Source organism: Sabulibacter ruber (assembly GCF_017355955.1).
Lineage (GTDB): Bacteria > Bacteroidota > Bacteroidia > Cytophagales > Hymenobacteraceae > Nibribacter > Nibribacter ruber_A.
This window is the reverse complement of the sequence record NZ_JAFFID010000001.1, coordinates 504143-530831: the sequence shown is the minus strand read 5'-3', so window position 1 is coordinate 530831 and position 26689 is coordinate 504143. Positions and strand designations below refer to the sequence as shown.

The window sequence follows — 26689 nt, the reverse complement described above, 5'->3', positions numbered from 1 at the left end:
ATTATGCATTGATGACACTCGTTTACGGAGAATCGTTCAGCGGGTCTGGAAGATAAACCAGATACTTTTCCAAAACCCGCTTTAAACCGAATCAAGGCCTATAAAAGGAAAAACTATTTTTCAACAGAGCCTACGCTTTCTGCTAATTAGTAAAATGTATGCTCCGGGTGAACGCTCCGTTACTTCCTTGCCAGGGGCATTGGTTTAGGTGTGGTGCTGGGTCCGTCTACCACCAATCGGCCATCTTTCTCAATGCGCATGGGATCAATGAAGACTACCCGTTCCTCTCCTGTGGCGGTGGTACGGCCGTGGTACACGCAGAATAGCTGCTTGCCGTCTGGCGAGTACGCGATGCTGTTATGGCCCGTACCGGTGACCTCGCCGCCCTGCTCGGTGTTCTTCTGCAGCACAGGGTTGTTGTTGGCTTTGGTGTATGGGCCCAGCGGATGCTTGGCGGTGGCGTAGCCCACGGCGTAGTTCTTGCCCCCGAAGTAGTTGGCCGAGTACATCATGTAATAGGTATCGCCGTGCTTGAAGGTGTAGGAACCCTCGGTCCAGCGGCGGTTCACTTCCTTGGAGGTCACCGAGCGACTTTCCCATTCGGCCTGAGCATCGTTCATCTTGAGGGGCGGTCTGAGCAGCAGCACCGGCTCGCCAATCACGCCGCTGAAATCGGGTTTCAGCTCCACGCCGTACACCCAGCTTTCCTCGATCTCCTTGAACAAGCCCTGCTGCTTGGCCCAGTCGGCCACCTCGCTTTGTACCGGGTGCTCATAGGCGCAGCGCGAGTAGTAGAGGTACATTTTGCCGTTGGGTTCAAAGTACATGTTGGCGTCAATGATAGGGTAGCCCGGGTCAAAGATGGGCTTGTCTGAGATGTTCTTGAACGGACCCGTAGGCTTATCGGCCACGGCTACCCCGATGCGGAAGTTCTCTTCCTCGTTGCCGGGGTTGTGGCGCCAGTCGGCAGAGTAGAACATGTAGTACTTGCCGTTACGGTGGTACACCTCTGGGGCCCAGAAGTTCTTCACGTCCCAGGAGCCAGCCGTGTTCCCAAAGAACACCTGCCCCTCGTTTTTCCAGTTCACCAGGTCCTTAGACGAGTACGTGCTGAAGCCCTCTTTGGCCCCACCGCCCGTGCCATACATGTAGTACATCTGGCTGGGCGCATCATACAGCACATACGGATCACCGAACTGCACATCCAGCGGGTTTTTATAGGTAGCCGCGGTTGACGAGGTAGTCGCCGCCGTTTCCCGGACCGGCGCCTGCGTCTGCACCGATGGGTTACAACCCGCCAGCAACAACCCGAAGGATAAAACCAATACGCTTCTTTTCTTCAACATATAGGGGATAGTAGTAGATATAAGTGAAAGAGCTTGTAGTTAATTGAAAGCAAAGTAAGCAAAAGATTACTCCTGCAAAAGCCTGACAGATGGAGTCTCTAATTCCTGCTTCAGAATTGACGTAAGTTCAGTAAAAGAGCCTATAAATACACCATTAGGGCTTACAACTTGCTCTTTCTGTTTTTCGCCTCTTTTGCAATAAACGGCTCAAAACCGCCATTTAGCTCCTGGTTAAGCAAGAAATGACTTCTCCTTCGCACTCAACTAATGTCACCTGCTTCATCCTAATGCTTTTACCCGAGCAGGCCAAGTCAAAGGAGGGAGCAGGCAGTATTGTATTGAATGGCACTGGCTCACGCTCCCTATGAAATAGAGAACGGTAAAAATTGGTACCAATCTGAAGCCTCGCTGTTTGAGCGTCAGCGAGTTTGAGGCTTATTGATTCTGTTGGTTAGGCTGAACATCTAGGAGAAAAGTGACAAACGCCCGCAGAGAGAGTCCTGAGTCCAGAACTCTGAATCAGGAAGTAGGAAGTAGTGGCTTGAGGAGCAGATTGAGTTGTAGGTGAGAACACCAACTACGGCGAACAGCGAATGGCTGGCAAAGCAATAAAAAAGAAAGGCACGGAAGTAACTTCCGCGCCATAGAAGGAAGAATGAATTTGAGGCTGGTGCCTCACTGATTTGCAAAATTCAGCTCATGATAGGTCCAAGTCACAGACTTGAACCATAAGGGAAAGAAGGTTTAGTAGGTGTAAACATCCCCAATCGAACCTATCAAAGGAGAGTCTCATCAAGTTTCTCTTTCCCTCGCTCGCCTCTGGCGAGTGTGAATAACAAGGCAGCCTCTGGCTGCTATGCGGGGTTAAAGGCAAAGAAACATTCAGGATTTGAGCATAGTGGCCAGAGGCCACCCGATAACTCACACTCGCCAGAGGCGAGCGAGGGAGAGTAGAGGGTTCATAGGCTCTTTTTCAGGGACAGACTTTCAAAAATAAGACATGTCTTATCTAATCAGAGCCGGATAGAAGGTGACCAAGTCTGGGTTGATGCAATGCAACACCATAGCTAGATAAAAAACAGCTTCATCATTAGGAGTACCTTCTAATCCATAAAAAAAGACTCTCTGTTTAACCCCCGTTTTGCCGAAAACAAGGGTAAAACAGAGAAGCCTTCAAGAAACATCAAAGTGGTTCAACACATATAAGCTTAAACTCTCAAGACAAGTAAATCTTAAGCCAGCTACTAGCAATCACGCAAGCAATTCAAAACTGAAACCCTAACCGTACCGAGACTCTTTTAAAGGAAACCTCATCTGTGATGGTGGTGCCGGACCAGGGGGAGTTGGTGGTCTGGGCGCGCTGTACTTTGTAGCCCAGGCTAAAGGCCAGCGCGGTGTTGTTGCCCGACTGCACCCGCAGGCCAAGCGCGGGGTTGAGCATCCAGCCGCCTTCGTTTTCAAGCTGGTCAGATTCATTGCTGAGGAAAGTGGAGCCGTAGCCTGCGTCAAGGCTGTAGTAGGGGCTTACGCGGGTGTTGAGCAGGGTGCCTCGTAAACCCAGAGCCACCGGGGTCACCAGCAGGTTGTTATAAAAATCGGAACCGATGGTGAGGCCCACCGCTACCAGCCGGTGAAACTGGTAGCCGTTGAATACCACCAAGGTGGGAGAGGAGTCTGCTGTGTTGGGAATGTTGTTTTTGTTGTCCTGGTACAGGTAACCCAGCTCCACCATGCCCAGGTATCTTTTAGGGGAGGCCTGTGAGGAAGACGTTATCACCAGGGTGGTTTCCTGCGCCTGGGTACACAGGAACGTTAGGAGCAGGAACGGGAGGAGGAATAGTGCTTTTTTCATTTAACCGGCTGCTGGGGTCACGGGTATCTTACTGAGGAGCTTCATCTGGGCGGGGTTGCGGTAGTCATACTGGTAGAGGCCGTCTTTGCCAACCATCACCAGGGTGTAGCCCAACGGAATCACATCATAGGCATCCAGGTTTTTGAAATGGCTCAGTTGATGGTCAGATACTTTGAGCGGATCTTTGATGTCAAAGACTTTCAGTCCGAATGCGCCTTCGCAGAGGAAGAGCGTGTTGGTGTCAATGCCTAACCCGTGCGGGTGTTGCATGGGATAGGTTTTCACCAGCTGCGGACTGCGGGGGTTGCTGATGTTGATCACCTCCAGTTGGTTCGTGAAGCCGTCGCAGGTGTTGCCGGAGCGTAGCGTTACCCAGGCCAGATCGCCCTCCACCACCACCGGATCACAGGAGCGCACGTGGGCGTAGGTAGACAGGTGTACCGGACTGGCCGGATTGCTGTTGTCATAGATGTGCATGCCGCTGGTAGATCCTATGAACAGCTTATCCTGGTACGGGAAAATGGTTTCTATGCCCCAGCCCAGCGGAATAGACGCTCCTTTTTGGGGTTGGGTAAGGGTGCTGATGTCAAAGAGCTGCAGGGAAGATAGGTTGACCGTGTACAGGTGGTCTCCCGTGATGGTGAACCTTGCCATGGAGCCGCCTTTGCCCATGGGGTTGCCGTTCCTGACGCCGGCTGGTGCTTTGGTGGTATAGCTATTGGAGGCCTGGTCATAGTACACAACGCCTCCGTCTTGAAAGCGACCGTTGCAGTCTGCGTAAGTTTCGGTGACTTGCCGGGAAGTGTACGTGGCCAGAAAAGAGGTAGACGCGGGACTTATCGTTAAACCGTGCACCGGGAAAATGTTCTCCACGCGGTTCACCAGTTTCACCTGTTGCGGTTGGGTGATGTCCAGCACCACCAGGTCAATGTAGTTATCGGCGTAGAGGATGTTGCCCTTCACGGCCATGTCTACGTTGCCCGGAATAGAGATGAAGCTCAGGTTCTGGGGCGAGGCCGGGTTGGAGTTGTCTATCACGTGGATGCCTTTGTCTACCTCGTTCACCAGCAGGAAATCGCCGTAGGCGTAGATTTTGCCGGGGTTCTGCAAGGCACGGGCTGGTTCCACTTTCACCGAGGCCCGCAGCTCGTCTTTCATCATGTACACGGGCTCATACACGGTGTAAGTTACGGTAGACTCGCATTCATCTGTGCAGGCACTCAGGAACGGGGCTCCCAGAAAGAGCAGCCACAAAAAAGCCCGCTGGAAAAGGAGTAAAGGTTTTTTCTGCATAGAAATCTGGTTAAGGATGAAGGGAAGGTGACCAAAACAGCCAGCCTTTTTTAATGAAGAGTCTTCTCACCTTGAAATGGTTGCACGCGTACTCCTGGTTGCTGAATAAAAAGGGAAGGAGTGCTTGCGGAGTGATATTTCTGAATTCCAATAGTTTAAAGGCTTATAACGGTACTTTGTTTTTGTGGCGATTTTCCAAAATCAGACCTAAAACAGAAACCTCTTCCGAGTAAAGAGCTCAATGGATTCAACCAGAAACAGGAGAAGAAGTGGTATTTTAACCTGTGCTTTTGTTTTAGGCCTTGCTTTAGGAAAACAAGGCCATTTCAGAACAAAGGGTTTTTCCGTTGCGTCAGTAGTAAGGCGTAAAGCGTTTCTGCCCCGACATTTTCTTGTAGAATATTGTGCTAAATTTCTGATATTGAATTGATATACCTGTGCAGGTGGAAGGCTGTCATAACATTTGGGTTGTGAATTAGGTACATATACTATCATTTACCTTTCGGTCATAACTTAACCCTTTGATCAGGCATACATGGATCCTTCTTCAGAGTTATTCCAGGCTTTGGTAGAGCGTACGCAGCAGGCCTATTTTGCTTACCTGATTGAGCCTGGCGTGTTCACCTACCTGAGCCCTAGATTTAAGTCATGTTTTGAATTGCCCTCCCTGGAGATTGAGCCGGCCACGTTGCTCTCCTATGTGCACCAGGACGACCAGGCCTATCTGCATGAGTGCCTGCAGGAGTTAATAGAGCGGGGAGCCAGCAACCAGGTAGAATGCAGGTTTCAGTTCCCGGGGCAGGAGGAGCAATGGGTGTGCCTGAACCTGGCGCTGGTGGAAGAGAACTCTGAGCCGCGCACCATTCTGGGGCATGTAGAGGATATTACTACCCAGCGGCAATACAATGACCATCTAAAAAAATTCTCGAACAAAAAGAACTCGGTGCTCAATATCATCGCCCATGATCTGGCCGCTCCGTTAGGGATGATCAGCAACCTGGCAGGCGTTCTGGAAGAGGAACTGAAAGAGCATACCAATGCCGAAGTACACCATCTAATCAACCTCATTGAACAAAGCAGTAAACGGGGATCCCATATCATCCAGGAGTTTATGAACCAGGAGTTCATGGAATCTACCCAATCACAGGTGGTCACCCGGCGCGTTAACCTGGTGGAGAAAATGGGCGAGATGGTTTCTGAGTACCTCAATTACCGGGGGGGAGCACTGCTGCCTACCAAAGTGAATTTTGTGTGCAGCAGCAAGGAAATCTACGCCGAGGTAGATGACTTAAAGTTTCTGCAGGCTATCACCAACCTTATTTCCAATGCCCTTAAGTTTACCCCGGAAGATGGCCAGGTGACCGTGAGCATTGAGGATAAGGATTTTTCTATTTTAGTGAAAGTAGCCGATACCGGGGTAGGTATTCCTGAAAAGTACCACGCCACGTTGTTTGAGAAGTTTACTCCGGCCCGTAGACCGGGTTTGAGGGGCGAGAAATCCATCGGGCTGGGTATGTCTATTGTGAAAACCATTGTGGAGTGGCACAAAGGCGAAATATGGTTTGAAAGCAAAGAAAACCAGGGCACTACCTTCTTTATCAGAATACCCAAAAGTGTTGGATAAGCGATGGTCAGGCGGCCAGCCGCTTGCACCTGATGACGCCCAGGACAGTGAGATACAGGAGCGGCGGATCACTCAGCACACTAATGGTAACAAACCCTTCCTGGGCTAATTCCTGCGCGAGGGCTAAAACTCTATCCAGGGGAAGGCTTAATTCCCGGGCAATGTCAAATGAGAGAGTAGGATGGTCCTCCGGCTCTGGAAACTGGTTTACTCTGGCATACAACGCGAATAATATCTGGTCTTTCTGCTCCATTCTGGTTAAGATACCTTCCTTCTACGAAGTAGAACTATTTCTTTAAGTAGCCGAGGCTAAAAATACGTATTTATGCTTTAATTAAGCGTTAGCTTCTAGTATTTACCCTGATATTTCTGTGAATAGACCTATTCCAGGTAAAAGAGATTGGCTTGCCTAAGCACCCTAAGCATTTGGGGGAAGGTAAATGGAAGGTTCTGTATTTAAGCCGTTTTGCCAATATCAGCATTAAAACGCAGTTTTCAGAATTGCCTTGTGTTGGCGTTGAACTTCTTTTTGGGTTCAAAGGCCTATCCAATTGTAAATAGCTTTTGTCAAAGTTAATTGATTAAGCAATCTTTTAGAATAATTTAAAGGCAGACATAAAGGAAAGAAAGCCAGAAGCCTTCCTGCCCTGCCTGCTGTTAAAGCAGACACTTCAGGGCCGAAAGGCTTCTGATAAGTTCTTGGTGCGGTGTTCCAGGTTAGAAGAAGCTTTTGAGTTTGGAGAGTTTCAGCAGTTGGTCTTTTACCTGAAAGTTTGCTCTGCTGAGTTGCCGCCCGGATTCATCGTAAATCTCCACCCGGTGGTCGCCGCCTACAAAGGTGCTTTCACGGTCGCTGCCCCAACCAGACAGGTAAATGTATTCTTCCTTGGGGTTGTAGTTGATGGTAGCGGCAAAGGAATACCCGGTAGGAGAGGACTGCGGGTTGAAGTACAACTGCCCGTTGGGTTTCAAGTATTTCACCAGCACGTTGAGCTTGCCGGGTTTGTCTGTAAGCATGGCAATCTTCATGCGGCTGAAAATGTATTTAATATCCTGCTTCTCAAAGGAAGTCCCGAACTCTTCGGGTTTATCAGAGTTGAAGAAGTCCATGTGCTCCACCAGAAAAGGCTGTATATGCCCCAGGTGAGCGTATCTGGCTTTCACCGTAATGGTTTCTTTTTTCAGCTCGCTTACCTCCAACTGCCGCGTAGCAATTTCCTTTTCCAGGTCCTGTACTTTGGTTTGCAGCGCCTTTTTCTGCGATTGCTCTTTGTCCGCTTCCTGGATTTTAGCCTGTAACGCTACCTGCTGCGCTTCCTGCTTTTGTCTGGTTTCTTTCAATTGAACTTGCAGTTCCTGCTTCTGCTTAGTGGTGGCCCTGAGTTCCTGCTCTTTTGCCTGGAGCGCCTGAGACTGGTTCTGTATTTCTTTCTTGTCTTTAGCGGTTTGCTGTTCCAGGTTCTTGACGGTCTTGTGCAGCTTTTCCGTTTCCTGTTTAGAAACCTGGTTTTGCTTCTGAAGCTCAGTTAGCTGCGAGGAAATCTTGCTTAGTTCTTCGGCTTTTACCTGCAGGGCTTTTTGAAGGCTCTGGATTTCTTTCACTCCTTGCTGAACGCGTTCCTGCAAAGTCTTTTTCTCAACAACAGCCTGCTCTAATTCTTGGGTTTTGGTTTGAAGGGATGCCTGCTGTAGGCTGAGCTGCTTTTCTTGTTGCTCCAGTTTGCCTTGCAGGGTTGCTTTTTGAGCAGTTTCCAGTTTCAGTTGCTGGTCTGTCTCCTGCAGGCTCTGCTTCAGTTGAGCAGCTTCTATTTCCAGTTCATGTACCTGGTTTTGCAATGCCTGTTTTTGGCTTGCTAGTTCCTGCAACTGTGCCTGGTATTGGTCTGCTTTCCCGGCGGTAGGAGCTGTCTTTCCCTGGCTTTGCTGACGCCTGGCTTCTGCCTCCTGCAGGTTTTGCTGTAAAGTGGCTTTTTGCTGCAGAGCCAATTCCAGCTCTTTGGTTCTCCGGTTCAATTCATTGGTGAGCTGAGCCGTTTGCGCCTCTACCTGCTGCAGTTTAGCTTTCTGGCTTTCCAGGTCTTTGATTAAGGTTTGGATCTGTTGATCTTTGCCTTGCTTTTGGCTGACCTCCCGGGTTAATTCCTGCACCCGTTTCTCCAGAAATTGTGTGCGTTGCACCTCCGAGGCCAGCTCCCGAGTTTTACCTGTAATACTTTCCCGGTATTGTTGCAGCTCCAGCTCCAGGGTTTTTACTTTCTTCTGCAACTCCGGTGAGGGAGCTGGGGTGGGTTTAGTAGTTGTCTCTACCTCCCGTAGTGCCTTTTTCAATACAGTCACTTCCATTTCCTGCTCCTGCACTTTCCGCTGCAGGGTGCTCCGCTCATTTTTCACTTCAAACAGCGCCTTCACAAAGTGGTCCAACTCCTGAGAAAGGGATTTCTTTTCTTCCTGAAGGGAGGTAACCAGTTCATTCTGGTCACGCAAACGCATCTGCAGGCGCGTGATCTCAAACTCTATGTTGCGGGTAGGGCTTTGCGACACCACATTGCGTGGGGTAAACCGGCCAGAGTCATAGGTCCGTTTTTTATCCTGGTTTGACAAAATCCCATACGCTTCCTGCACTTCCTTGAAATATTCCTCGAAAAACGGCTCTCCCTGGTTCATATCCGGATGGATGCGCTTAGAAAGCTTTCGGTAAGCATCCTTAATCTCTACCTGTGTCGCGTTTTCCTTGATTCCCAGAAGTTGGTAGTAGTTCTTGTGCATAGCTTGTTGTCAGATGTTTTTCGCTTAATACCTGTATGCAGCACAAAGGCTGCAAAGGCTTTATTTCTGTTTTGTGGTACTTGGTTCTTTTATTAACTCTTGAATTCAATTGACCAACTAATATACTATTTTTAGAATAAATTATTAAATTCTAATAACAAATTGTGGTTTTTGAATTTGAAAAGCTCTTTTCAGAGGTGTTTAAGTAATCAATACTGGATTAAAAGACCTTCCCCTGAAAACCTACCTAGTAAGGTACAACTTGGTAATGCCTGAACCTCAGCAAGTAGGTTTAAAAGAATCATTCCAGGGATATTATCTATGAAGAATAAATCCAGCCCGAAGAACCTGGTAAAGCGATTCTCTTAACTATGTAGCAGAGGGCAACCTAAATTGCCTAGAGAGGGTATGAGGGCAGATTGTATTTGAGATCAGTGTAAAAACTCTATATTTGATACATTGAGCTAATACCGTTTCATTCAAGAACTGATTTCTAAACCTCATCTATGAAAGTAAGAAAAGCTATCATCACGGCTGCAGCCCGCGGTGAAAGACTATATCCTGTAGCTGACACCGTACAAAAGGCCATGCTTCCGGTGGTAGACATTGACGGATTGACAAAGCCTACCATCCAGATTATAGCCGAGGAAGCGTTTGCCAGTGGTATTGAGGAAATATGCGTAATCTGTGCGCCAGGCGATGGTCCCAGGTACCATGAGGCTTTCGCATCGCTTCGGAATAACCTGTTAGAATCCTTCAAAAACACTGATTGGGCCAAAGAAGAAGCCGAGAAAGTAGACAACCTGCGTACCAGAATTCAGTTCATTGAGCAAAAGGAGCCGCTTGGGTTTGGACACGCCGTGTTTTGCGCCCGTGAATTTGTGAAAGAGGAACCTTTCTTATTGCTTTTGGGAGACCACCTATATGTTTCTTCTCTTCCTAACCAACGGTGCACTACCCAACTCATTAACCTCGCCGTGCAGGAGGGATGTGCCGTTTCTGCGGTAAATCCAACGGTGGAGCACCAAATCCATCGGTATGGTACCGTAACGGGTAAGCATCTGCCAAACCAGAAAGGAATGTACCAGATCGAAAAGATTATTGAGAAGCCCTCCCTCAGCACCGCCGAACTGGAACTGCAAACGCCAGGGTTACGGGCCGGTTACTACCTCTGCTTCTTCGGGATGCACGTGCTTACGCCTTCTGTCTTCAGCATTTTACAGGCGCAGGTAGAAAGCGGCAACTCAAATGTGCAGTTAACACCTGCCTTGCAGGAACTGGCCAATACAGAGAAGTATCTGGCACTGGAGGTAAAAGGCAATCGCTATGACCTAAGTAAAAAGCAGGGCCTGTTGCAGGCGCAGATTGCCTTAGGTTTGGCGGGCCAGGCCCATGACGAAACGCTAACCTCCATGGTTGAGTTGTTAGCCGAGGCAAACCAACGCAAAGCCACCCAACCAACTCCCAGTTTTGTATAGGACCTTCCAGATTGCATAAAGAGGCAGATGAACATATTTATACAGACGATTACATCTACTAACCCCGAGGAACGCAACCGCTCGTTTTTTCAGATGAGCCGGAACATGTCTTCCAAAGAGTTGTATAAAGCGCTTCGGGAGCTGGATGAATTCCGGAAAACCACCCCCAGTCTTTACGACAAAGTACGCGCTATCCTTTTCCTATTTGCGGGGTACCGGTTCTTCCTGATGGAAGCAGCCGACACACCCTCCACCGGAAAAATACCATATGCTGGGTTTGAAGACCTGCTTTCCCGTAGGTTTGAGCATGCTATTGCTACTTTCCTGAAGGAAATTGATACCCATGGACCTAATGCGGCCTTGTTCAGCGGACTAGCCGAGAGTTACCACCATTTGTCTTTCCAGATCCTGGCCGACCAGGTGCGGAAGAGCGTGCGCTCCAGTAAAGGAAATCAGTGGATGTTCAGGGTAGGGCACCAGGAAGAGCATCCTATCAAAATCCATCCGCAGTTACTGCAGCGGCAGGAGAACTCCCTATTCTACCCGGTGCTGGAAGAGCAGACTTCCGTGCGCATGGACTTAACCCACAGCGGCTGGTCAGATATTTTCTTCCTGGGCATGGACTACCCAGAAGGCGCGCGGGTACTCAATATCTCCATTGACTTAGGCGTATTTGGCCGTGACAAAGACATTCGGCCGCCTTTGCAATCCTATGTAAGGGTAATTCCAGAGCCGGTATTAAGGGTAACCAGTATTGACCTGAACACCTCTAAGGACATCCATGACCTGGATGACCTCTTCAATTTCGGGAATGATTACCTGAGTCTGGTGAAAGCTGGCGTGATTGCTTCTGGCCTGATACCGCCATCTTTTGAGGGGACCAACCAGTCTTTGCCCGCTATTCTGGCGCGTATTGTAGCTCCGGGAATGGGAATTGAGCTGGTAACCAAGGTGAATGATATTCCTAAGGGGTCCAGATTTGCCGTTTCAACTAATTTGCTGGGTTCCATCATCAGCTTATTGATGCGGGCCACCGGGCAAACCAGGAACCTGGTTGGTGGACTGGAGGAAAGCGAACGCCGGTTGGTGGCCTCAAGAGCCATCCTAGGCGAGTGGATTGGTGGTTCCGGCGGCGGCTGGCAAGATTCAGGTGGCGTTTGGCCAGGCATTAAAGCTATTCAGGGAACGTTCTCGCAGGACGGTGATCCGGAGTTTGGCATTAGCCGTGGCACCTTGTTACCCCGTCACCGGGTGCTGCAGGGCGAAGAAATTCACCCCGAGATGGCCCATAAACTCATGAACTCGCTGGTACTCATGCACGGCGGAATGGCCTCCAATGTTGGTCCTATTCTGGAGATGGTGACAGAGAAGTACCTGTTACGTGGTGAGAACGAGTGGGGAGCGCGCCAAAAAACAAATCAGGTTTTTGACAACATTTTGGCCGCGTTAAAGGAGGGCGATATTCGCAAATTGGCTTCAAATACAGCGTTCAACTTTGAGTCGCCCATTAAGACTATCATTCCGTGGGCTTCCACGCACTTCACGGAAGAAATCATCCGCAGAGCTAAAAAGGAGTTCGGGGAAAATTATCTGGGCTTCCTGATGCTGGGAGGTATGTCTGGCGGCGGTATGGGTATGTTTGTGAACCCAGAGCAGTATGAAGAATACAAAGCCAGAGTATTAGACATACTACGGGCCACCAAGGCAGACTTGTCTGACTCCTTGCCGTTTGCCATGGAACCGGTGGTGTACAACTGGAGCATCAACAACAAGGGTTCCTGGTCCTATCTGCACGAAGGGAACGCGGCCCTAATGCCGGAGCAATATTATGCCATTCACGTTTCTGACCTGGTAAAGAAAGATCCGCAAACCATCTCGTATGTGCGCAGGGCGGAGATTGACTTCTTCACCACGCACTGCGACCAGAACAACCTGGCGTATCCGTTGCTTCGCACCATTGTGAGTAACCTGTTCAAGGTGTCTGATCCTTCTTCTCAGGGCAGCCGAAGCAATGAGAACGAGAAAGCCGACCGCATCAAGAAAGAGAACGGTTTTGATTTCATTCAGCACGAAGAAATAAGGGAGCAGTTGCAGAAAGGCTACATTGGTCTTTCAAGGAACCGCTTGCCCAACGAGACCTCCATTGAAGACGTGCAGCTTACTGACATTGCTCAACTGGAAAGCCTTACTCAAGCAGTACATAAGGGCGAAGAGGCCATCAAAGGCGGTAGAGTAGCAGTTCTGAGCCTGGCCGCCGGGGTGGGTAGCCGCTGGACCAAGGGCGCAGGGGTGATCAAGGCCCTGAACCCATTTGTAGAAATTGACGGGGTTCACCGCAGCTTCCTGGAGATCCACCTGGCCAAAACCAAAGCCGTTTCTGAGAAATACGGGGCCTTGTTGCCGCACATAGTGGCCACGAGTTACCTGACGCATGAACCCATCCGCAAGAAACTGGAACTCACCCAGAAGTTTGGCTATGCCGGACCGGTATACTTGTCTACGGGGCGTTCCATAGGGCAACGCTACGTACCCATGGAGCGCGACCTTCGGTTCCTGTGGGAGGAAATGCCCCAGGAAACCCTGGACGAGAACAAACAGAAAGTACGTGAGGCGGGCAGACGTGCCATGATCAACTGGGCCAAGTCTAAAGGTGAAGGCTCAGACTACGTAGACAACATCGCCTCGCAGCGCTTTTCGCCGCTGGGCCACTGGTACGAGGTCTCCAATATGCTGCGCAACGGCGTTTTGGCCCAGATCCTGGAAGAGAACCCACAACTGGAAACCATCATGCTCCACAACATTGATACCTTAGGGGCCGACCTCAACCCGGCTGCCCTGGGCTATCACCTGGAGTCTGGCAATGTGCTCACCTTTGAGGTGGTGCCCCGCCGTATTGAGGATCGGGGAGGAGGATTGGCGCGGGTGAATGGCAAAGTAAGGTTGCTGGAAGGGTTGGCCCAGCCGAGAGAGGAAGATGAGCTGAACCTGAGCTACTATAATACCATGACCACCTGGATCCAGATTGATCCCTTGTTGGCGCTGTTTGGTCTTACCCGGGCAGATTTGCGGGGCGATGATGCATTGTTAGCCAAAGCAGTCAGGAGCGTAGCTCACCGCATGCCTACCTACGTGACCATCAAAGACGTGAAATACCGTTGGGGACACGGGCAGGAAGATATTTACCCGGTAGCGCAGATTGAGAAACTCTGGAGCGATATGTCGGCTTTACCGGATGTCAAATGCGGCTACATTGCCGTGCCTCGTCACCGCGGCCAGCAAATGAAGGAACCCGCTAAGTTAGATTCCTGGGTGACCGATGGCAGCAAAGACCATATTATTTCTCTGGTTCGTTTTTAAAGTATTTTACCTAAAACAGCCTATAAACAAAAGAAGGAGCCTCATGGCTCCTTCTTTTGTTTTAAACCTTCTATACACCTGATATTTTATTCAAATTCCACGCCATTTAAGGCTCTAATTTCCTTGAATAGAACAAAACAAAAGTTCCTGAAAAGGTTAAGTTTTTGCCCGGCTACCCTTTGGGAGCGGCTATGTAATAGTTGTGGCAGGAATCGCAGTGAATTGAGAATGCCACCACGTTCAATTCATTCCATTCTGGCTCCACAGATGGATAAAAACAAATGAAAGTGGTGTCAAAGAGATTACCTATTTCCTTCTTCAAAGGCAAAGGGTAATTTCTTATGATAATATCCAACACTTCCTTCGAAACCTCTTCAAGAGCATGTTTATCCATGCGGAAATATACTTAAGTTGCTAGTAGTAAGGTTCTACTTTTTCAAAATTTTATGGTAAGATCTGGAACTATTGCATAATTCAAATGCCTACTCTCCTTAGTTCTGAAAGTTTTACCTTGGTAAATCCCTCAAGCAAAAGCAGTGCTAGTTTTTCTTTTTAGCTATTTAATGGTGAAATAAGACTGTAAATGAATTCAAAAGCTTCCAAATCTTGGTGGTCTTTCTATTGGTTAAGATTGGAAAGAAGTAGGAAGTCATCCGCTAAAGGTTTACACCTGTTAGCTCAGGAAAACCAGAATTTGCTTGAACAAAGGTCAACGATTAGGCATGAACAAAGCACGGCCACTTACTAATTTTAAAGTGTAAATTTCTTTGATTGCCTTGCAGGTTAGAACTCAGGTACTATCTGCGCGTACAAAAGCCCAAACAGAAATAAGTGAAGGAGGAAAGTGCAGCGGCCGGTAAACTAATTCTCTCATTTCTAAGACAATGGGCAAAAAGAAGAAAAAAAAGAACAAGCATAATTCCTTTTACAGAGCGGTTAAACCTTTTATAAAAGATAACCGCATCCTCTATGGGATGTTGGGAGCCGTGGGAGCGGGAGTGGCCCTGGCTTCGGCCATAGGACCAGAAAAAGCCGGTAGCCTGATTGAAAGGGTAACAAAAGCCATCAAGGATATTGGAACCCCCAAAGCCAAAGCAGGTAAAAAGGACAAACCACCCAAACAGGTCAAGCCCGCCAAACAAGACAAATCACCCAAGCCCTTTGCCATAGAAAACGTTTAGAAACAAAATCTTAACGAACCAAAAGAAAGAGTTGGCGTAGTCTATACAGATAACGGGAACTACGTATCAGATTCAGTATATTTCCTATCGTTAATTTACAGTAAAACTCAAGATAAAACTATGTCAAAGGATAAAAAGAATAAGAAAGTCAAAGGCTCAAAAAATAAGTCTTTATTCAAAAATGTAAAGTCAGTTGTGAGCAAAAAACCTGTTTTACTTTCCCTCTTGGGCGCCGGTGTAGGTCTGGTGGTTGGGGCTTCTCTTGGTAAAGAAAGAAGAAGAGCCCTTGCAGATAGTGTCACCAACGCTTTCAGCGGATTAACCAACACGTCTGGGAATACAGGAGATGGTTCAACTGCTAGCCAGGAGAATGCCGGTTAAGTTGAAATACCAAGCCATTACTCGTTGGTAATTCAGTTCACCTGCCAACCCCATCATTGAAAAATTATTCCTGATTCTCTTCAGGAAAATAGGAAAACAATAGTTGGAGTTTTATTCCTCCTTTTCCTTCTTATTTTCTGAAAAAGAGCCTTAAAACCCCTTTTGCCTAAAGCAGAAGGGGTTATTTATTACTTGTTCAACCGTGCTCCTCCAAGCGCCTTTTCATAATACGTAAGCAGTATGCTCCAACGCCAAGTATACCGGATGCCCAAGGCTGGTTCCATCAAGAACCTGGCCCTGCAGTCTGAAACCCTACCTCCACCGGGTCCCGAAGAGGTATGTGTACAGGTGAGGGCGGTGGGGCTGAACTTCGCCGATATTTTTGCCATGCAGGGGCTGTACAGTGCTACGCCCAAAGGCTCCTTCATTCCCGGTCTGGAATTCTCCGGCGAGGTCATTGCCGTAGGAGATCAGGTGCAGGAATGGAAGGTGGGTGACAAGGTCATGGGGGCTACTAAGTTCGGCGGGTACGTGTCGCACATCAACATCCACCGGCGCTATGTCATTGGTCTGCCCAATAGTTGGAGTTTTGAGGAAGGAGCGGGGTTCCTGGTGCAGGGGCTCACCGCCTACTACGCCCTCACGCAACTGTGCAACCTGCAGCAGGGAATGACCGTCCTCATCCATAGTGCGGCGGGCGGGGTTGGTATACTGGCCAACAGGATTTGCAAGAAATTGGGGGCGTATACCATCGGGACAGTGGGCCAAGCCGATAAAGTTGACTTTCTGCGAAAAGAAGAAGCCTATGATGCCGTGATCCTGCGCGGTCCTGATTTTGCCCTGAAACTGGCAAAAGAGCTCCAAAACAAACCGCTCCACCTGATCATGGAATGCATTGGCGGCAAAGTGCTGCAGATCGGGTGGAATGCCTTAGCGCCTATGGGCCGCATGGTGGTATACGGAAACGCCAGTTTCTCCAGCCACGGTTCTAAACCCAACTACCCCAAACTCATCTGGAAATTCCTGCATCGGCCCAAAATCGATCCCCTGCGGCTGCCCACCGAAAACAAATCCCTGATGGGTTTTAACCTCATCTACCTCTATGAGCAAACCGAACTGATGCACCAATTGCTGGGTGGTCTGCAGGAACTGCAACTTCAGCCCCAGCACATTGGCCACGTCTTCGGTTTTAACCAGATGCATGAGGCCATTTACCTCTTCCAGATCGGTAAAACAGTAGGGAAAGTGGTGGTAAGAGTTCCGGAGTAACCTGCATTTGCGTTTGGGTTAGCCCGGCTCCTGCCAGTTTTCAGGGGACGGTGTGCTTTTCTAGTACATGCATACTTTTGGGGGAAATCAAGGAAAAGAGGCGTAAAACAGAATAGTTTGAGGTTGAATGGGTGCACTGAGGAGTTGGTTTTACCGCGAGGCCATAAACGTGACCAGCAATCCTCTGATCAACTGCACCAGCGTGGTAGGGTAAACCCCAATCCAGAGAAGCAAGAGGGCAAGGGCCGCCATGGTGGCGCCGCTGGCGAAGGAAATGGCCGGGTGCAGCACCTTGCGGGCTTCGGGGGCTTGTTCGGGTTGGGCAAACATTACGGCAATCACCCTGATGTAATAGTACAGCCCCACCACACTGTTCAGCACCAGCATGATCACCAAAACCCACTGTTGCGTGTTTACCCCCGACGCCAGCAGGTAAAACTTGCCCAAAAACCCTGCCGTGAGCGGGATGCCCGCCAACGAAAGCAGCATGGCCGTGAAGACGGCTGCCGTACCCGGTCGGAGCCAGAACAATCCGCGGTAATCTTCCAGTTGGTCGGCATCCCGTTCGTTGTCTGAGAGGAGAGCCACCACGCCAAAGGTGCCCAAGGTGGTAATGAAATACGCCACCAAATAGAAGCTCACGGCCTCCACGCCCAACTGGTTCCCGGCCAGAAACGCCACCAGCAGGTACCCCAAATGCGCTATGGAAGAATAGGCGAGCAAGCGTTTGATGTTCTTCTGCCGAAGGGCCAGGAGGTTTCCTGCCAGCATGGAGGCGGCCGCGATTATGGTGAAGATCAACAGCATGCTGGTGTTGCGGTAGCCGCCTGTTTCGGTGACAAACCGGACCATCAGACCCACCATTCCGCCTTTAGACACCGTGGCAATGAACGCCGACACCGGGGCCGGAGCGCCTTCGTACACATCCGGGGCCCACATATGAAAAGGGGCCACCCCCAGTTTAAACCCAATGCCCACCACCGTCAGCCCGAAACCGGTTAAAAACAACAGCGGAATCTCCTGGGTGGAGCGCAGGTAAGCGCCAATTTCAGGAAAGGACATGGTGCCCGTAACCGCATACATCAGGGCCATCCCAAACAAAAGAAAAGCCGAGGACATAGCCGCAAGAATAAGGTACTTAATGCCCGCTTCATCGGATTTCTCGCGGGTACGCAGGTAGGAGATGAGCGCGTACAACGATACGCTCAGTACTTCCAGTCCCAGAAACAGGGCCATGAAATGCTGGCTGATGACCAGCACACAAGCGCCCAGCGTAGCCAGCAGTAGCAGTATATAGTATTCTTCTTTGCGTTCTTCCCGTTGCTCAAAATAGGCATACGACATCATGGTCACGCCCAGGGAAGTCCAGAGAATGAGCCCCATGTTGAACACGCCCCATCCGTCTACCATCAGTAGCGGCGGGAGGGAAGCCTGGATGCCCCGCAGGTCCAGCAGCACCGCCAACGCCACCAAATGCGCCAGAATGGTAATGCCAAATATGACCCGGTGGTTGCGTTTCACCGCCACGGCCAGCATGGTGAGAATGGCGGCCGCTACCAGCACCAGCAGCGGAAGAAGATACAGCAAATCATTTAAGCGCATGGCTGGCTCCTTTCGGTTTAGGGATTAGGACTGAATCTGGCGGAAGAACCTTCAGGCTAACCTGGCCCGATGATGAAGATTTCTGGAGGGGGGAAGTATAGGCCTGTAACTGTTCTTCCAGAGAAGCCTGCGCCCGGTTCAGGACAGGTTGCGGATACAACCCCAGCCACAGAATGGCTGCTACCAGGGGCAAAGCAATCAGGTACTCTCTTAAAGAAAGATCAGGCAGGGAGTGGGTGTTCTCCCTCTTCCCGTAGAACACTTTCTGCATGATGCGCAGTGAGTAAACCGTGGCAGCCACCAACCCCACCGTAGCGAAAATGGTAAGCAAGGGATTGGCCACCCAGGAACCCAGCAGTGTGAGGAACTCGGCGATGAAATTTCCTAAACCGGGAAGCCCCAGAGATGCCATCACAAACACCAAAGCCATGACGCCCATTTTCGGGATTTCGGCCCAAAAACCACCCATTCGCCTGATGTCGCGGGTGTGCAGTCGGTCATACAGGAAACCCGCCAGAATGAACAAGGCTCCCGTGCTGATGCCGTGGGTAATCATCTGCATCACCACGCCCTGGTACGCCAACTGGTTAAAGGCGAAAACTCCCAGCACCACAAAGCCCATATGGCTGACGCTGGTGTAGGCGATGAGGCGTTTCAGATCGGTCTGCGCGAAGGCCAGGATGGCGCCGTACAGGATGCCCAGCACGCCCAGGAACATCGCCCAAGGGGCGAAAATTTCCGCGTTCTCGGGAAAAAGCGGTATCACAAAACGCAGCAGCCCGTAAGCCCCCGTTTTCAGCAGAAGTCCCGCCAAAATCACGCTGCCAGCGGTAGGCGCTTGTGAGTGGGCATCCGGGAGCCAGGAATGGAACGGCACCACGGGCAGTTTCACCAGGAACGCCGCCAGAAATCCCGCCATGAGCCATTTACCCGTTTTCGGCGTGAAATCGGTGCCCAAGAGGTCAAAGTAGTTGAAGGAGTAGCTGCCCGTGGCCGCGCCGTGCACAAAGTACAAGCCCAGGATGGACAAGAGCATGAGCAGCCCGCTGGCCTGGGTGAAGATGAAGAACTTGTAGGCGGCGTACGTCCGGTTCTCGTGCCCCCAAATCCCGATGAGGAAGTACATGGGAATGAGCATCACCTCCCAGAAAAAGTAAAACAGGAAAAGGTCCATGGTCAGGAACACGCCCGTAATCCCCGCCAACACCCAGAGGATGTTAAAGTGGAAGAAGCCTACCCTGTTTTTGATCTCTTTCCAGGAAATCAGCACGGAAACGAGCCCGATGAAGAACGTTAAAGCCAACATGAGCAGACTCAGCCCGTCCAGTGCCAGGGAAAAGGAAACGCCCCACTGCGGAATCCAAGGCACTTCGTACCGCAAAAGCCAGGTATCGGTGGAGTTGACCGGGGCCGGGGTTTCGAGCCAGAGGAACAGCGTGATGAGCAGGCAGGCCATCGTCACGGACAAAGCCACCCAGCGGGGCAGCTGAGCATGGACGCGGTCACTGACCCAGGCCAGCACGCCCCCCACGAGTAAAAGAACAAGAAGCCAGGCCAGTATCATGGGAGTAGACTTATGGTGATGATCACAAGGGCACCCACTACCACGCCCATCATGTACCAGCGCAGGATGCCGCTCTGCGTGTGGGCCAACCCCCGGTTCAAAATCCGGGCGATGTGGACCAGGAGATTATAGAAAGATTCAATGAAATCGTTCTTGTTGAGGGTAGCCATGTAGACGAAAGGCTGCACGAAGAGCTTATCATAGAGCCGGTCAAAACCCCAACCCGCGTACCAGAACCGGTGCAGCGCCATGGCCAGGGCCGAGTTCCGGATGGCCTCATGCAGGGCGGGTCTCCGGAGGTACACCAGATAAGCGATGAAAACCCCGGCCAAGGAGAACGCCGCCGCAATGGCCTGGAACATCCACTCGGTGGGCGCCATGCTCTCGTTTACGACCAGATTTGGCAAAACCGGGCTCAAAAAGGAAGAGAACAGCACCACGTGCCCGAAGTTATGCGGCAGCTCAATAAAGCCCGCCACGGTGGATAGGACCGCCAGCACCACCAGCGGCAGAATAATCAGCTTACCCGGCGGATGCTCCAGGTGCGTTTTGGCTTCGCCGAAGAAAGTGATGAACACCATGCGGAAGGTGTAAATGGCCGTGATGAACGCGCCCGTAAGCCCGGCTACATACAGCCAGATATTGCCTCTTTCACCGGCCAGCGCCAGCCACAGAATCTGGTCTTTGCTGTAGAAACCCGCCGTTACCAAAGGCAGGGCCGCCAGGGAAGCCGCCCCAATCAGGAAGGTCCAGAACACGGCCGGCATTTTCTCTTTCAGCCCGCCCATCTTGAACATGTTCTGCTCATGGTGCAGGGAGATGATGATAGCCCCGGCCGCCAGGAAGAGGAGCGCTTTGAAGAAGGCATGGATCATGAAATGGAAAATTCCCGCGCTCCAGGCGCCCACGCCCAAGGCCAGAAACATGTAGCCAATCTGGCTGATGGTGGAGTACGCCAGCACCCGCTTCAGGTCCGATTGGGTGAGTGCGGAGAATCCTGCTAAAAGTAACGTCAATGCCCCAATCACCGCCACCGTAAACTGGGCCACCGGTGCCAGTTCAAACAGCACGTGCATCCGGGCAATGAGGTACACGCCGGCCGTCACCATGGTCGCCGCATGGATCAAGGCACTCACCGGCGTGGGACCGGCCATGGCATCGGGGAGCCAGGTCTGCAGCGGTAATTGACCCGATTTCCCTACGGCTCCGCCCAGCAGCAGGAAGGCAATAATCACGGCCGGCTGCGCGCCCACGGACCAGGCTTGCGCCGCCTCCGTGGAGATGGTCTGGATGTGCAGCGTCCCGAAATACCGGAAGAGCATGAACAGCCCGATGGCCATGGCCGTGTCGCCCACGCGGGTGATGATGAACGCCTTGCGGGCGGCATAGCCATTTTGGGGCTCTTTATACCAAAACCCGATCAAAAGGTAACTGCACAAACCCACGCCTTCCCAGCCCAGGTACAGGAGCAGCAGGTTATCGGCGAGCACCAGCACCAGCATGGAGCCCACAAATAGGTTCATGTAGGCAAAGAAGCGGGTGAAACCCTCGTCCCCGGCCATGTAGGCAGTGGAGTACAGGTGAATGAGGAACCCCACGAACGTGATCACGAAGATGAACACCAAAGACAGAGCATCGAGGTGAAACGCAATGGACGGATTGAAGCCCGCTACGTTAAACCATTGCCAGACTTCCTGCCGGTACACGCCTCCGGCCGGAGCATCGGATAAAAACTGGAAACCCAGGAGCAACGTGAGCACGGCAGATAAACCCACGCTGCCTACGCCTATGGCAGACACCAGCGGGCGGGATAACCTGCCGCCCAGCAGAATCAGCAGAAGGGCACCTAAGAAAGGCAAAGTGGGGATGACCCAGAGTAGATTTTCCATAGCTATCCGTGCATTAGGTTGGCTGCGTCGCTGTCAAGGGTTTTCAGGTTATGGTACAACTGAAGGATCAGGGCCAGACCTACGGAGACCTCGGCGGCCGCCATGGTGATGATGAAAATGAACATGACCTGCCCATCGGCCTGGGCCCAGCGGGCCCCGGCCACTATGAAAGCCAGTCCGGCGGCATTGAGCATGATCTCCACCGAGATGAGCATGAAGATGATGTTGCGCCGGATGAGCAGACTCACCAGCCCGATGACGAAGAGGATGCCCGCCAGCAGCAGGCCATATTCCATGGGGAGCGTATTCATGCGTCGGTCCTTTCCAAAAAGCGGTGGATTACTTTCTTTTTCTGCCGGCCCAAATGATAGGCGCCCACAATGCCCGCCATCAGCAGCATGCCGCTCAACTGCACACCTAGCACGTACGGCCCAAACAAAGACATGCCTACGGCCTGCGCCTCCACGGGCGTGCTGCGGTAGGTGTCCGGGGTATCAGCGGTGACAATGTAGACCAGCTCCACCAGGAGAATCATAGACAACACCGCCGGGCCGATCCAGATGCGGGGCTTGAGCCATTCCTTTTCGTGCTGGATGTCTTCTTGGGTGAGGTTCAGCATCATGATCACGAAGATGATGAGCACCACAATGGCCCCGGCGTAGATGATGATCTCCAGGGCCGCCATGAAAGGAGCCCCCAACGTGAAAAACACCACCGAAATAGCCAGAAAAGACACCACCAGGTACAGCAGCGCATGGATGAGGTTGTACTGGGTCACCACCATGATGGTGGCCAAAACAGCGACGGCAGCGGCGATGAAAAAGGTCAGTTCCATGGCAGTTCTGGTTAGGGCAGGAGGCTCTTGACGTTCACCGGCGGATTCTCATTGATGCCTTCGCCTTTGTCCTTGCCCCCGATGGCCATGCCCGCCACTTTGTAGTAGTTGTAGCCCGGGTATTTGCCCTGCCCGTCAATGAGCAGGTCTTCCTTCTCGTAGACGAGGTTCTGGCGGTTGTACTCGGCCATCTCAAAGTCGGGGATGAGCTGGATGGCGTAGGTGGGGCAGGCCTCTTCGCAGAACCCGCAGAAAATGCAGCGCGAGAAGTTGATCCGGAAAAAATCCGGGTAGCGGCGGCCGTTCTCGTCCTCCGTGGATTGCAGCGAGATACAGTCTACCGGGCAGGCCGCGGCGCACAGGTAGCAACCCACGCAGCGCTCGCCCATGTCGGGGTCGCGGGTGAGCACAATCCGGCCCCGCCAGCGGGTGGAGAGTTTGGCTTTTTCCTCGGGGTACTGGATGGTGTCGCGCTTGTGGAACGCGTGCAGGAAGGTTAACCCCATGCTTCTAAGAATACTAAACATATCAGCTCCTTTCTTTATGCCAGGGCCCAGCCAGAGCGATGACGGATTTATGCGTTAAGACTCGTTTTGCATCAGGACAATGGCCGCCGTTACCAGTAGGTTCACCAGGGAAAGGGGGAGCAGGATCTTCCAGCCGTATTCCATGAGTTGGTCGTAGCGGGGGCGTGGGAGCGAGGCGCGCAGCAGGATGAACAGACTGATGAAGGCGAACACCTTGATGGCGAACCAGAACAGCGGCGGCAGGAAACCCGGCCCCAGCCATCCCCCGAAGTACAGCGTCACCACCATGCACGAGATGAGCGTTATGCCCAGGTACTCGCCAATAAAGAACATCCCGAATTTCATGCCCGAGTACTCGGAGTGGAACCCCGCCACCAGCTCGCTCTCCGACTCCGGGATGTCAAAGGGCAGGCGGTGCGTCTCGGCCACGCCGGCGATGAAGAAGATGACGAACCCCAGGATCTGCGGAATGAAAAACCAGAGATCACGTTGGGCTTCCACAATGGTGCTCAGGTTGAAGGTGCCGGTCAAAAGCACCACGCCCATCATAGCCAGTCCCATGAACACCTCGTAGGAAATCATCTGGGCCGCGCCGCGCATGGCACCCAATAGCGAGTACTTGTTGTTGGAGGCCCAGCCGCCCAGGATGATGCTGTAAGCACCCATGGAAGACATGGCCAGGAAAAACAGAATCCCGATGTTGAGGTCGGCCACCACGATGCCAGGCGCAAACGGCACCACCACAAAACCCAGCAGCACCGTCACCAGCACAATGGCCGGAGCAATCACAAACACCACTTTGTCGGCCAGGGGCGGAATCCAGTCTTCCTTGAAGAACAGCTTCAGGGTATCGGCGAGTACGATGAACAACCCGAAGGGACCGGCGCGGTTGGGGCCGTAGCGGTCCTGCCAGAGGGCCAGCATCCGGCGTTCCACCCAGATGAGCCCCGCCGCCACGTTCAGCAGCGCGAACAGCACGCCCCCTATGATCAGGAGATAGTGTGAGGTTGATTCTTCCATGCCGGTTCTTGTTTAAGGATGATGGCCCAGGCGGGTACTTCAGCAAAAGGAACATCGGGCAGGCCTTTGGGTAACCCCGCGGTGCCAAGTGGTAGCTCAGGATACAGTTTCACCGGCAACCGGAAGGTCTGGTGGTTCAAGGAAAAGCTGAGGATCTCCCCGGCTTCCAGTCCATACTTCTGCGCGTCCAGTGGGTTCAGGGCCACGAAGGGTTTTGGGGCTCTTTCTGCGATTCCGGGCGAAAAACTGCTCAGCTCTTCAGACCCGAAAATGTGGGGCAGCGGCAGCAAGAACAGGTGGTCTTTCAGCGGCTGGAAGTCCTCGGGCACATCATGGTAAAAGCGGTGGGTACCGTTCTGCCCGGGCTCTATGAGCCGGACGCCTGGATCACCGTACCGCAGGTGGCCGCCCACTTCGTCCTGGTACTTGTTCACCGATTGCATGGAGTTCCAGCCCGGCGCCCAGAAGAAAGGCGTGATGGGCGAAGGCGGTTGCCCGCGGTAACCCTCCATGGTGAAGGTAAGCGGGGCATCGGGGTCTTCGGGTGGTTTGGGCTCGCTTACGCTGTGATGGGCAAACATGGCAGTGCGGCCGCTGAACCGATGGGTCTCGCGCGGTACTTTCTGGCCCGCAATCCGGAAACCGGCGGGTGGCGCAATGGCTTCCAGTCCCTTGAACCTGGGTTCGTTTTCCATGAGCGCCCGCGTAACATCGTCCAGGTTTTCCCATTGGCTCATCAGGGGCACGTGCAGGGCCTGGCCTATTTGCGCGAGCCAGCGCCAGCTTTCCTGAATATCCTCTGCGGTAGGATAGACCTGGTAAAAGCGCTGGGCCCGACCCTCGTTGTTCACCAGGGTGCCGTCTGCCTCAGAGAAGGCGCCGGCGGGCAGCACTACATGGGCCTTCTCGGAGGTGGCGTGGTGCAGGTGGTCCAGCACGATGACCTGTTTGGCTTTGCCCAGGAACCGGTCTACTTCTGCTTTGTCCGCGCTGCGGTGCAGGTTGTTTTCCAGGATGATGACCGCATCGGCGTAGTTGTTGTGGATGGCCGCAAACGCGGAATCCAACCGGTGGCCGCCCAGCATCGCTAGGCCCATGCTGTTGCACTCAGGTACGGTGAGCACGATGCCGGTTTCAGGGTTCTGGGCATGTAAGGCCGCGGTGAGGTTGGCCGCCGCCTCCAATACCGCTTCGCTGCCGCTGGAGCAACCCGAAATGATCAAAGGCCTTTTGGCCTTCACCAAAGCCTGGGCAATCTGCTCCGCTAAGGCCTGTTCTTCCTCAGATAAATGCGTCACCTCCGGCGACTCGGCGCTGATCAGGTTGGCCACGGCGAAACCCAGCCGGGCGATGGTATCTGGGCTGGCGTGAACCGTGGCCGTGGTGATCTCATCCAGTTTGGTGGCGGTGAGCGTGGCCATGAAAAGCGGGCCGTGCTGGTCCTGCACCAGTTCGCGGGCGGCGGCATCCTGCCAGTAGGGGATACTGGCCTGCATAACCGTTTCCATAGGCTGTTGCCGCACCGATTGCCGAACGGCCAAGCCCAGCAGGGGAGCGGTATTGATCAGGTCCTCGCCCAGGATGAACACGGCATCGGCTTTCTCCACTTCCCGCAGACTGAAGGTGCGCGCCGGCGTGGACTGCAGAATCTTCAGGCTCATGTTCACCAGGTCATAGTCGGTGTCTGAGACTCCGCTGTGGAAATTGTCCTCGCCCACCAGCGCTTTCAACGCGAAGTTGGATTCCAGCGAAGCCCGCGGTGACCCGATCCCGATCAGGCGGGCACCTTTGAGTTTTGCGCCTACTTCCTGCAAAGCCTCCTCGCGGGAAACCGCTTCGGGAAGTTTACTCCGCACCAGGGCTTTTTTCACCCGCGCCGGACTGTTCACAAATTCATAGCCAAAACGGCCCCGGTCACAGAGGAAGTAACCGTTCACCTCGCCGTTGTAGCGGTTCACGATCTGCCGCAAAGAACCGTAGCGTTCACCCGCGGTGATGTTGCAGCCCAGGCTGCAGTGGTGGCACACCGAGGGTGCCATGGTCAGGTCCCACTTGCGGGTATAGTGCTGTTTCAGGGTTTTGTCGGTGAAGACGCCGGTGGGGCAGACCTCGACCAGGTTGCCGCTGAACTCACTCTCCAGCACACCATCTTCGGCCCGTCCGAAATACACGTGGTTGTGCGCCCCGAACACGTCCAGGTCCTTGCCGCCGGCATAGTCTTTATAGTAGCGCACGCAGCGGTAGCACTGGATGCAGCGGTTCATCTCGTGGTTGAGGAACGGGCCCAGGTATTGGTTCTGGTAGGTGCGTTTCTTGAACTGGAAGCGGCGGTAGGCGTGACCCGTCATCACGGTCATGTCCTGCAGGTGGCAGGAGCCGCCTTCGTCACAGACGGCGCAGTCGTGGGGGTGATTGGTCATGAGCCACTCAATCACGTGCTCGCGGAACTCCCTGGCCTCGGGCTCCTCAATGGACAGGCGCATCTGGTCGCGAACCGGCTCCATGCAGGACATGATGAGGCGGCCTTTGGTATCTGCTTCGTCTTTGAAGACCTTCACGGCGCACTGGCGGCAGGCTCCCACCGATCCCATGGCCGGGTGCCAGCAGAAATAGGGCAGGTCTTTGCCTAAGGTCAGGCAGGCCTCCAGCAGGTTTTTGCCGGGCTTCACCTCGTAGGGCACGTTGTCTATGTAGATGGTAGGCAT

Annotated in this window: 19 protein-coding genes; 6 read left to right on the top strand and 13 right to left on the bottom strand. The window is 52.4% G+C overall.

The genetic code is table 11. From position 1 onward, the window contains the following. Nucleotides 1–179: 179 nt before the first annotated feature. From JT719_RS02245 to JT719_RS02235, 3 genes are all read right to left on the bottom strand, one after another. Entirely contained in the window at nt 180–1346 is a 1167-nt protein-coding gene (locus tag JT719_RS02245; protein ID WP_207430639.1) for a glycoside hydrolase family 43 protein, read from the bottom strand. Between the two features lie 1264 nt (nt 1347–2610). Continuing rightward, on the bottom strand, nt 2611–3198 hold the full coding sequence (locus JT719_RS02240) for an outer membrane beta-barrel protein (protein WP_207430637.1): 588 nt from the start codon (nt 3196–3198) through the stop codon (nt 2611–2613). Next, complete coding sequence (locus tag JT719_RS02235) at nt 3199–4491, bottom strand: LVIVD repeat-containing protein (protein ID WP_242693050.1); 1293 nt, start codon at nt 4489–4491, stop codon at nt 3199–3201. A 535-nt stretch (nt 4492–5026) separates the two neighbouring features. On the opposite strand from JT719_RS02235, the gene JT719_RS02230 reads away from it, so the two are divergent. Then, on the top strand, nt 5027–6115 hold the full coding sequence (locus tag JT719_RS02230; protein ID WP_207430635.1) for a PAS domain-containing sensor histidine kinase: 1089 nt from the start codon (nt 5027–5029) through the stop codon (nt 6113–6115). Between the two features lie 7 nt (nt 6116–6122). Here JT719_RS02230 and JT719_RS02225 read toward each other — a convergent pair whose 3' ends face one another. Together JT719_RS02225 and JT719_RS02220 are read right to left on the bottom strand one after the other, a co-directional pair. Continuing rightward, nucleotides 6123–6368 (bottom strand): hypothetical protein, encoded by a 246-nt coding sequence (locus JT719_RS02225; protein ID WP_207430633.1) that lies wholly within the window; start codon nt 6366–6368, stop codon nt 6123–6125. Nucleotides 6369–6832: 464 nt separating this feature from the next. Continuing rightward, entirely contained in the window at nt 6833–8881 is a 2049-nt protein-coding gene (locus JT719_RS02220; RefSeq protein WP_207430631.1) for a DnaJ domain-containing protein, read from the bottom strand. 506 nt (nt 8882–9387) lie between these two features. On the opposite strand from JT719_RS02220, the gene JT719_RS02215 reads away from it, so the two are divergent. The 5 genes from JT719_RS02215 (at nt 9388) to JT719_RS02195 (ending at nt 16547) form a co-directional block, all read left to right on the top strand. Next, nucleotides 9388–10359: a UTP--glucose-1-phosphate uridylyltransferase gene (locus tag JT719_RS02215; protein WP_207430629.1), complete on the top strand. Its 972-nt coding sequence runs from the start codon at nt 9388–9390 to the stop codon at nt 10357–10359. Between the two features lie 27 nt (nt 10360–10386). Further along, the gene (locus JT719_RS02210; protein ID WP_207430627.1) at nt 10387–13716 is read left to right on the top strand and encodes a UTP--glucose-1-phosphate uridylyltransferase; all 3330 of its coding nucleotides are present in this window, start codon (nt 10387–10389) and stop codon (nt 13714–13716) included. A 974-nt stretch (nt 13717–14690) separates the two neighbouring features. Next, nucleotides 14691–14897, top strand: coding sequence for a hypothetical protein (locus tag JT719_RS02205; RefSeq protein ID WP_207430626.1), 207 nt, complete (start codon nt 14691–14693; stop codon nt 14895–14897). 120 nt (nt 14898–15017) lie between these two features. Further along, complete coding sequence (locus JT719_RS02200) at nt 15018–15278, top strand: hypothetical protein (RefSeq protein ID WP_207430624.1); 261 nt, start codon at nt 15018–15020, stop codon at nt 15276–15278. Nucleotides 15279–15518: 240 nt separating this feature from the next. Continuing rightward, complete coding sequence (locus JT719_RS02195; protein ID WP_207430621.1) at nt 15519–16547, top strand: alcohol dehydrogenase catalytic domain-containing protein; 1029 nt, start codon at nt 15519–15521, stop codon at nt 16545–16547. Between the two features lie 150 nt (nt 16548–16697). On the opposite strand, the gene JT719_RS02190 is transcribed toward JT719_RS02195, so the two are convergent. From JT719_RS02190 to nuoG, 8 genes are read right to left on the bottom strand one after another with little or no spacing between them, the layout of a single operon-like run. Beyond that, nucleotides 16698–18149 carry an NADH-quinone oxidoreductase subunit N gene (locus JT719_RS02190; protein ID WP_207430619.1) on the bottom strand — a complete coding sequence of 484 codons (1452 nt, stop codon included), beginning with the start codon at nt 18147–18149 and terminating at the stop codon, nt 16698–16700. Next, complete coding sequence (gene nuoM, locus JT719_RS02185; RefSeq protein WP_207430617.1) at nt 18136–19713, bottom strand: NADH-quinone oxidoreductase subunit M; 1578 nt, start codon at nt 19711–19713, stop codon at nt 18136–18138. The genes JT719_RS02190 and nuoM overlap by 14 nt, the downstream gene beginning before the upstream one ends. Then, entirely contained in the window at nt 19710–21602 is a 1893-nt protein-coding gene (gene nuoL / locus JT719_RS02180; RefSeq protein WP_207430615.1) for an NADH-quinone oxidoreductase subunit L, read from the bottom strand. Before nuoL ends, nuoM begins: the two co-directional genes overlap by 4 nt. Nucleotides 21603–21604: 2 nt before the next feature. Further along, nucleotides 21605–21913 carry an NADH-quinone oxidoreductase subunit NuoK gene (nuoK, locus tag JT719_RS02175; RefSeq protein ID WP_207430613.1) on the bottom strand — a complete coding sequence of 103 codons (309 nt, stop codon included), beginning with the start codon at nt 21911–21913 and terminating at the stop codon, nt 21605–21607. After that, nucleotides 21910–22437: an NADH-quinone oxidoreductase subunit J gene (gene nuoJ / locus JT719_RS02170; protein ID WP_207430611.1), complete on the bottom strand. Its 528-nt coding sequence runs from the start codon at nt 22435–22437 to the stop codon at nt 21910–21912. Before nuoJ ends, nuoK begins: the two co-directional genes overlap by 4 nt. An 11-nt stretch (nt 22438–22448) precedes the next feature. After that, a complete protein-coding gene (gene nuoI / locus JT719_RS02165; protein ID WP_149092325.1) occupies nt 22449–22964 on the bottom strand; it encodes an NADH-quinone oxidoreductase subunit NuoI in 516 nt (171 codons plus the stop codon). 54 nt (nt 22965–23018) lie between these two features. Beyond that, nucleotides 23019–23984 carry an NADH-quinone oxidoreductase subunit NuoH gene (gene nuoH / locus JT719_RS02160; RefSeq protein WP_207430609.1) on the bottom strand — a complete coding sequence of 322 codons (966 nt, stop codon included), beginning with the start codon at nt 23982–23984 and terminating at the stop codon, nt 23019–23021. Beyond that, entirely contained in the window at nt 23954–26689 is a 2736-nt protein-coding gene (gene nuoG / locus JT719_RS02155; RefSeq protein ID WP_207430607.1) for an NADH-quinone oxidoreductase subunit NuoG, read from the bottom strand. Before nuoG ends, nuoH begins: the two co-directional genes overlap by 31 nt.